Origin of the sequence: Faecalicatena contorta, from assembly GCF_021531995.1 — a bacterium.
In the GTDB taxonomy this organism is placed as follows: domain Bacteria; phylum Bacillota; class Clostridia; order Lachnospirales; family Lachnospiraceae; genus Dorea_A; species Dorea_A contorta_A.
Genome location: NZ_JAFBIZ010000319.1, coordinates 1 through 303, shown reverse-complemented (window position 1 = coordinate 303; position 303 = coordinate 1). Strand labels below are relative to the sequence as shown.

1 rRNA gene is annotated in these 303 nt (G+C 48.2%); it reads right to left on the bottom strand.

What is annotated here, in order from left to right:
- Window positions 1-186: 186 nt before the first annotated feature.
- Window positions 187-303, bottom strand: a 16S ribosomal RNA gene (locus JQM82_RS16150); the annotation flags it as partial.

Sequence of the window (303 nt, the reverse complement as noted above, 5' to 3'; positions counted from 1 at the left end):
TCGGTAGATTCAAGCCTTCTTATACACCCCAACTGTCATCCGTATGATTGTAAGCAAGCTTCCATCATACTTCTTCCAGTTGTGCTGTGCACTCACTCCTTGATAACTAAACAATAAACAACAACCCCTACTTCTTCTTCCGTTTTAGTTGGATTGCTCCAGACGAAAAAAGCTTCTCTTCCTTAGAAAGGAGGTGATCCAGCCGCACCTTCCGATACGGCTACCTTGTTACGACTTCACCCCAGTTATCGGTCCCACCTTCGACGGCTCCCTCCTGTAAAGGTTGGGTCACCGGCTTCGGGC